Origin of the sequence: Allosphingosinicella sp. (assembly GCF_036387215.1) — a bacterium.
Lineage (GTDB): Bacteria > Pseudomonadota > Alphaproteobacteria > Sphingomonadales > Sphingomonadaceae > Allosphingosinicella.
In genome coordinates this window covers 1-7,045 of record NZ_DASVUE010000230.1, presented here as the reverse complement: position 1 = coordinate 7,045, position 7,045 = coordinate 1, and the positions used below count along the sequence as shown (strand labels likewise).

The following is a 7,045-nucleotide window of genomic DNA, read 5'->3' as shown; positions in this document are numbered from 1 at the left end:
TCGCGCGCACAATTACCTGTCGGACGACAAGATTCCTGAGCATGCCGGCGATTTCCGGCTGCTCGACAGGTCCGTGGTGGACGTGATCCGGAGGATGCCGGAGCGCAACCGCTTCATGAAGGGCCTGTTCGCCTGGAGCGGGTTTCGGCAGGCGGCGGTCGAATATGACCGCGAGCCGCGGACCGTGGGCAGGACCAAATTCCGCTACTGGAAGCTTTGGACGCTGGCGATCGACGGCATTACCTCCGCATCGACCATGCCGCTCCGCGTCTGGAGCTATATCGGCGTGGTCGTCGCCTTCTTCTCGCTCCTCTATGCCCTCTTCCTGATCGCCCGCACCGCCATCCTCGGCGTCGACATGCCTGGCTACGCCTCGATGATGGTGGCGATCCTGTTCTTCGGCGGGCTTCAGCTCATCTCGCTGGGCGTGCTCGGCGAATATGTCGGCCGAATCCTGGTCGAGACGAAGCAGCGGCCGATCTACGTGGTCCGCCAGCGGATCGGGTTTGACGAGGAAGCGGCGCCGGCGCGGCCGCTCTTGAAGGAGATCGGCTGATGGAACGCGCCGTTTTCGACCGGATGGCGGAGCTCGATAGCCGCCACTGGTGGTTCGTCGCACGCCGCCGGATCCTCTCCGAGCTGATCGAGCGCGAAGTGAAGCTGCCAGCCGACGCCAGGATCCTCGAGATCGGCTGCGGCACGGGGAGCAATTTCGGCATGCTTTCCAGATACGGCCACCTCGACGCGATCGAGGTGGACGATGAGGCGCGGGCGCTTTCGAGCAGCCGCCTGGGACGCGAAGTAGGTTCGTCGCCGCTTCCGGAGCTGCCGGGCATCCCCGACGGCCATTACCACCTGATCGCGCTGCTCGACGTGCTGGAGCATATCGAGGAGGACCGCGCCTCGCTGGCAAGCATCAAGCGGAAGCTCGCCCCGGGCGGGCGGGTGCTTCTGACGGTGCCCGCCAATCAGTGGATGTGGAGCGCGCACGACGCCGCCCACCATCATCACCGCCGTTATTCCAAGGCCGGCCTCCGCCGCGTGATCGAGGAGGCGGGGCTGAACGTCGAGACCCTGAGCTACTTCAACAGCCTGCTCTTTCCGGTCGCGGCCGCCGCCCGGATCGTCGGCAAGGTCAGCGGCAAATCGACAAGCGACGACGCAATGCCGTCGGCGCCCGTCAACAGCGTGCTTGAAAAGGTGTTCGGCTTCGAGCGTCACCTCGTCGGCCGCGTGCCGCTTCCGGCCGGGGTCTCGCTGGTCGCGATCCTGTCCTGAGCCTCAGCGCTCGACGCGGTAGAGCACGCTCGATCCGCTCCGCCACACCGGCCGGAACGCAGCGGTCAGCCGCGGGTCGTGCGGGGGCGTGTGGATCAGCCAGACATAGTCGAAGGCGGCGCGCGGGAGCCGGGCCAGAGCGCCATCGATCGAGCGGTAGGGCTCGCGCGGGCACTTGTGCAGAGTCACGACCTGCGATGGATCGCTGAGGAACGGCCAGGCTTCCCGATAACGGATCCGTAGGAGCTGCGCCCCCGCCATCACCCACTGGTCGTTGGTGAAGGCCTCCCGGCGCACGATCGCGATGCCCGGCAGGTGATAGAGGCGATGCATGAACCAGGCCTTGTTGCAGCTCTCGCCGACGAAGCTCGCAACCTTCGCGCCTCTCGGCACATGTTCGAGCGCGGCAAGCTCGCGGTCGTAGCTGCGGTCGTAGATCCAGAAGCTCGCCGTGTTGCCGCCGATCCTGACGAGGAAGAAGGCGAGGCCCGCGAGCGCCACCATCCCCACATGGCGTGGATCGGCGGTGGGGCGGAACCTGATCGCGATCAGCGCCACCGCGAACAGATAGGGCACCAGCCGCATGTCGGCATAAGCCGATCCGAACACGATCCGCGGCAGCAGGATGAAGACGGTGAGCAGCACCAGCGCGGAGAATGCGAGGTTGCGCGAATATTCGAGCTTCTTGTGCCGGACCGCCTCGCCGAGGACGAAGCAGGCGATCCCGACCGCCGCCAGGTCCCAATATTGCCACCGGTCCCGGAGCGCGGCGAGCAGCCAGCGCGCCTTGAACCGCCAGTTGAACCAGTCGGTGGTCACTCCCCCGACATGGCCGGACCGCCAGGCGAGCATCAGGATCAGCGGCGGCGCGAGCGCGAGGCAGTGGACCGCCGAGCGCACCGCCGCGACGATATAGGGCCGGCCCTTGTCGTGCTGCCGAACCGCCTCGGCCGAGAAAGCGAGCAGGCCGAGCGTCCCCCAGCCGAACGTGTGGGTCACCCAGATCAGCATCGAGATCGGCACGAACAAAGCCGCGCGCAGGCGGAAGCGCCCGAACCGCGCAAGCCGAAGCCAGAGCGCGAAGGCGAGCAAAGCGAACGCCATCGACAGCGCGAAATTGACGAAGCCGAAGGTGAACGGATGCCCGTAGGCGAAAGGCAATGCGAAGAGGGCCGTGGGCGGGATCCGCCCCTGCACCTCGCGCGCCACCCATAGGAGGCCACCCACCGTCATCGCCGGGATGCTCATGACGATGAGCTTCACCGCAAGCTCCACGCCAACCAGCTTGGCGAGCGGCATCACGAGCAGATCGACGCCGAGATTGCCGATCAGCGCCCATTGGAAGCCGTAATATTGCGCAAGCCAGGGCGAATTGCCGATATCGACCTGCACCTTGTAGCGCCCGAGATGCCCGGGAAGGTCGGTGAGCGGCGGGATTTCGGGCCAGAGCAGCGGCACCATCGCGATGAGCACGAGCGCTACGACCGTGCTCCGCCGCTCCCACCACCGCTCGCCACCGCTCGCCCGCGCGCCGGGCTGAGCCTCGCCTTGTGATGCTGTAATGGTCATTCGGCCCGCGGCTGGTCCATATGGTGAGGCAAGTGGCTCCAACGCCCTGTCCCGGTTCCACCGGGGCTTGCGCCGGGCGGGGGCGGCGCGTCAATGGGGAGCATGCCGATCGCATCGAAGCCGGGCTCCGACCTCAATCGCCAGATCGTCCGCTACACGATCAGCGGCATCGGCCTCGTGATCTTCTATTCGGCCCTCTATTGGACGGCGGCGGTGCCGCTCCGGATCGCGCCGCTCGTCGCCAACACCATCGCTTTCGGTGCGACCCTGGTCACCGGCTGGATCATCCACTCGCGCTGGAGCTTTCACGGCCACGGCCCGGACACCCGCCCGCGCATCGCCTATGCGCGGTTCCTCGTCGTCAACCTCGCCGGCTATGCGCTCAACAGCTTCTGGGTCTGGCTGATCGTCGAGCGGCTCGGGGCATCCGTCGGGGTCTCGATCCTTCCGATCGCGACCGTCACCCCAGCCGCGAGCTTCTGGCTCAATCGCCGCTGGACCTTCCGGTAAATCAACATGGTTACTTTTCGTTAACGCAGCGCCCCTATCGTCCTCATGACAAGAACGGGGGATCGAGGTGCGCGAACAAAAGCTGACGGCTCTGGACGGCACCGCGCTCGACGACGGCCCCGCCTCCGAGCTTGAACGGCAGCTTGGGGCCGGCGGCGCGCCGGCCGCCGCAGAGCAGCCGCGCCGGAAGCACCTTCCGCTCCTGCTCTACGGCGCCCTCTCCTTCTGCTTCGGCCTCGCCATGTACCTGACGGGCGTCCTCATGGTCTTTCCGCGCTACCTGCTGGGGCTCAACCCTCTCCTGGAGCCGGTGGCCGAGTGGATCGTCTGGTATAGCGGCGTTCCAATCATGGCGGGCGTCGGCCTTGCGCTCGTCGACCTCCTCTATTTCCTGGAGCGCAAGAAGCCCGACGTTCCGGTGCGCTATTCGCCGCTCCTCAACCGCTCGGTCACTGTCGCGCTAACGGCCTATAATGACGAGGAAAGCATCGGCGACGCCGTCCGCGATTTCCTCGCCCACCCGCTGGTGAAGCGGGTGATCGTCGTCAGCAACAACAGCCGCGACCGGACGTTCGAGCGGGCCGAGCAAGCCGGCGCCATCACCTTCAACGAGGAAGCGCCGGGATACGGCCGCTGCGTGTTCCGCTGCCTGACGGAAGCCGCCCGCTTCGACGACGTCGACCTGGTCGTCCTTTGCGAGGGCGACCTCACCTTCCGCGCCTACGATGTCGAGAAGCTGCTCGCTTATGCGCCGCACGGCGACATCGTGAACGGAACCCGTACCGCCGAGCCGCTCCGGCAATATCTGACCCAGCTCAGCACCTTCATGTATTACGGCAACGTGTTCGTCGGTAAGCTGCTGGAGGCCAAGCATCTGGGGCGGGGGACGATCACCGACGTGGGCACCACCTACAAGCTCTGCCGCCGCGATTCGCTGCTGAAGCTTCTCCCGAAGCTCGATCCGGCCGTGAACCTCGAGTTCAACGCCCATTTCCTCGACGTTGCGCTGGGCGAGGGCAATGTGCTGATCGAATGCCCCGTCACCTTCCACCAGCGGGTGGGCGTCAGCAAGGGCGGCAACATCAACAATCTACGCGGCTTCACGGTGGGCATTCGAATGATCGCAGGTATCGTCTTCGGCTGGAAGCGCCTGGCATGAGCGCCGGCTATCATGAGACCCGGCTCGCCAAGGACGCTCGGCGGGACGTCGTCTGGAGGGCGCTCTGGACCTATTTCTTCCGCCACCGGATCGGGCCCGGCGATTGCGTGCTCGATCTCGGCTGCGGCTATGGCGACTTCATCAACAATGTCGAAGCCGGCCGGCGGCTGGCGCTAGACCTGTGGGATCGGATGCCGTTCCACGTCGCCCCGGGCGTCGAAGCGCATGTCGGGCCTGCAACGGAGCTCGGATGGATCGCCGACGGAAGCGTCGATTATGCCTTCGCAAGCAACCTGTTCGAGCACCTTCCGCAGCAGGTGTTCGCCCAGGTGCTGGACGCGCTGAAGCCGAAGCTCAGCGCGCGCGGGAGCCTCACCATCCTGCAGCCCAACTATCGTTATGCGTATCGGGAATATTTCGACGATTACACGCATGTCAGCGTCTATTCGCACATCTCGCTGGCCGATTTCCTCGCCGCTCAGGGCTGGGAGGTGACCGAGGTTCGCCCGCGCTTCCTGCCGCTGACGGTGAAGTCGCGCCTTCCGGTGTCGCCGGCGCTGATCGGGGCCTATTTGAAGTCGCCGGTGAAGCCGATGGGCAAGCAGATGCTGCTCGTCGCCCGGCCCTCCAGAGGCTGAGATGGCAAGCATTCCAGGCTCCGCGGCTGCGCACCGCCCGATTAGTGTTCGGCTTACCCTCTTCGCCTTCGTCCTTCTCGGCATCGGGCTTGCCTTCCGGCTGAAGGGCTTCCTGCTGGACGGCCTGGAAGCGATCGCGAACCCGTACGAGCTCGATTATGGCGAGGGCATCGTCTGGCAGCAGATGCTGATGATGTTCGACGGCAGGGGCTACGCGCCGATCGACGGCTTTCCCTCGATCGTCTTCCACTATCCCCCGGTCTACCATGCCGCGGCTCATGGCGCCGCGCTGCTGGGGCTCGACCCGCTCATGGCGGGCCGTACCGTCTCCTTCCTCTCGACCCTCGTTGCTGCCTTGCTGATCGGCGGGATCACCTTCGACCTCAGCCACCCCGATGCGCGGCGAGTCCGACTGATCTCGGCGGGGACGGCGGCGATCCTGGCCTTGAGCTGGTTCCCGGTGCTGAACTGGGCACCGCTGATGCGGGTGGACATGCTGGCTTGCGCGCTTTCCCTCGGCGGCTTTCTGCTGGCCCTGCGCGCGCTGGACAGGCCGTGGCTCATCTTTCCGGCTGCGATCGCCTTCGTTGCGGCGGTCTACACCAAGCAGACCATGATCGCCGCGCCCGCCGCCACGTTCGGAACTTTGCTCGTGCTCCGGCCGCGCCTTGCTCTCAAAGGGATTGCAGCCGCGATGGTCGTGGGTCTTGCAGCGCTGGCGCTGCTCGCGGCGGCGACGGACGGCCGCTTCATCCGCCACGTCTTCCTCTACAACGTCAATCGGTTCGAGGCCTCGGGGCTGCTCCAGGTGGCAGAATCCCTCCTCCTCCATTCGATCTACATCGTGATGGCCGGCGTCGGAGTTTGGACGCTTGCATCGGACGTTCGAACGAGCGGCGCCAGTGGCGGCGGCCTCCGCGGCTTTGCCCGGCGCATCGCCGGAGACGGCGGAGCCGGCCGCAAGCTGATGGTGCTCGCCTATCTGGCGGTCGCGACCCCGATGCTGCTCATGAACGGCAAGGTCGGCGCCAACATCAATTACCAGATCGAATGGATGTTCGTGCTCAGCATCTTCGCCGGGATCAGCGTCGCGCCGGCGGCCCGGGCACTGTTCGAGGGCAGGGATGCGCCGGCCCGGAGCCTGCTCCATTCATGGGCCGTTCCGGCCGCGCTCGCATTCCAGTCGCTCGTCCTCCTTCAGTCGCCTTACCGCGGCGGCCCTTCTCCGGAGCTTGCGGCGTCCATGGAGCGGCTGGGAGAGCGGATCAGGAGCGCGGACCGCCCGATCATCGCCGACAATATGGTCCTGCTGCTCAAGAACGGACATGAGGTGGTGTGGGAGCCGGCGATCTTCGCCGAGCTGGCGAGCACCGGCGTCTATGACGAGCGTCCCTTCGTCCGGAAAATAAAGAGGCGCGATTTCGCCTTTTTCCTGACCTTCGGGGACCGGGGGACGGCCCGCTTCCACGAACGATACAATCCAGCCGTGGCCGACGCCATCGATGTAGCCTATCCGGTGAAGGAGCGGTTCGGGAAGTTGACGCTCCACAGCCCGCGGCCGTAATCGGGACGAGGCCGTTCAAGCCCGAGCAATGCCCGGGCCGCTATGCCTCCTGAGTAAGCGGCATGGCCGCAAAACCGGATCCAGGAGTATCATATGAAGAAGATCGTCCTCTTGAGCGCCGCCGCTGCCGCGCTGATCGCCACCCCCGCACTCGCGCAGCAGCCGCGCGGCGGCTTCGCCCGCGGGGCCGGCGTCACGCGCGCCCAGGTCCAGGAGCGGGTGCGCGACATGTTCGCGCGAGTCGATGCGAATCGCGACGGCTATGTGACCCAGGCGGAAGCGCAGGCTTTCCGCGGCTCCGTCCGCGGCGCGCGCCGCGAGGCGCGC

Annotated in this window: 7 protein-coding genes and 1 pseudogene; 7 read left to right on the top strand and 1 reads right to left on the bottom strand. The window is 66.2% G+C overall.

Annotated elements, in window-relative coordinates:
• A pseudogene (locus tag VF662_RS09015) lies at window positions 1-556 on the top strand (glycosyltransferase); the annotation flags it as partial.
• Window positions 556-1,278 carry a class I SAM-dependent methyltransferase gene (locus VF662_RS09010; protein ID WP_464140063.1) on the top strand — a complete coding sequence of 241 codons (723 nt, stop codon included), beginning with the start codon at window positions 556-558 and terminating at the stop codon, window positions 1,276-1,278. The pseudogene VF662_RS09015 and the gene VF662_RS09010, both read left to right, overlap by 1 nt.
• Before the next feature lie 3 nt (window positions 1,279-1,281).
• Here VF662_RS09010 and VF662_RS09005 read toward each other — a convergent pair whose 3' ends face one another.
• Window positions 1,282-2,847, bottom strand: coding sequence for a hypothetical protein (locus tag VF662_RS09005; RefSeq protein WP_464140061.1), 1,566 nt, complete (start codon window positions 2,845-2,847; stop codon window positions 1,282-1,284).
• Between the two features lie 102 nt (window positions 2,848-2,949).
• On the opposite strand from VF662_RS09005, the gene VF662_RS09000 reads away from it, so the two are divergent.
• The 5 genes from VF662_RS09000 to VF662_RS08980 form a co-directional block, all read left to right on the top strand.
• Window positions 2,950-3,357: a GtrA family protein gene (locus VF662_RS09000; RefSeq protein ID WP_464140059.1), complete on the top strand. Its 408-nt coding sequence runs from the start codon at window positions 2,950-2,952 to the stop codon at window positions 3,355-3,357.
• 67 nt (window positions 3,358-3,424) lie between these two features.
• On the top strand, window positions 3,425-4,516 hold the full coding sequence (locus VF662_RS08995) for a glycosyltransferase (protein WP_464140057.1): 1,092 nt from the start codon (window positions 3,425-3,427) through the stop codon (window positions 4,514-4,516).
• The gene (locus VF662_RS08990) at window positions 4,513-5,154 is read left to right on the top strand and encodes a class I SAM-dependent methyltransferase (protein ID WP_464140055.1); all 642 of its coding nucleotides are present in this window, start codon (window positions 4,513-4,515) and stop codon (window positions 5,152-5,154) included. The genes VF662_RS08995 and VF662_RS08990 overlap by 4 nt, the downstream gene beginning before the upstream one ends.
• A 1-nt stretch (window position 5,155) precedes the next feature.
• A complete protein-coding gene (locus VF662_RS08985) occupies window positions 5,156-6,718 on the top strand; it encodes a hypothetical protein (RefSeq protein ID WP_464140053.1) in 1,563 nt (520 codons plus the stop codon).
• Between the two features lie 93 nt (window positions 6,719-6,811).
• On the top strand, window positions 6,812-7,045 hold a 234-nt coding region (locus VF662_RS08980), incomplete at its 3' end, for an EF-hand domain-containing protein (RefSeq protein ID WP_464140051.1).

Bases quoted from the DNA above. Each gene is read 5' to 3' on its own strand.
- VF662_RS09010 (WP_464140063.1), top strand. From the start codon at position 556: ATGGAACGCGCCGTTTTCGACCGGATGGCGGAGCTCGATAGCCGCCAC.
- VF662_RS09005 (WP_464140061.1), bottom strand. From the start codon at position 2,847: ATGACCATTACAGCATCACAAGGCGAGGCTCAGCCCGGCGCGCGGGCG.
- VF662_RS09000 (WP_464140059.1), top strand. From the start codon at position 2,950: ATGCCGATCGCATCGAAGCCGGGCTCCGACCTCAATCGCCAGATCGTC.
- VF662_RS08990 (WP_464140055.1), top strand. From the start codon at position 4,513: ATGAGCGCCGGCTATCATGAGACCCGGCTCGCCAAGGACGCTCGGCGG.
- VF662_RS08985 (WP_464140053.1), top strand. From the start codon at position 5,156: ATGGCAAGCATTCCAGGCTCCGCGGCTGCGCACCGCCCGATTAGTGTT.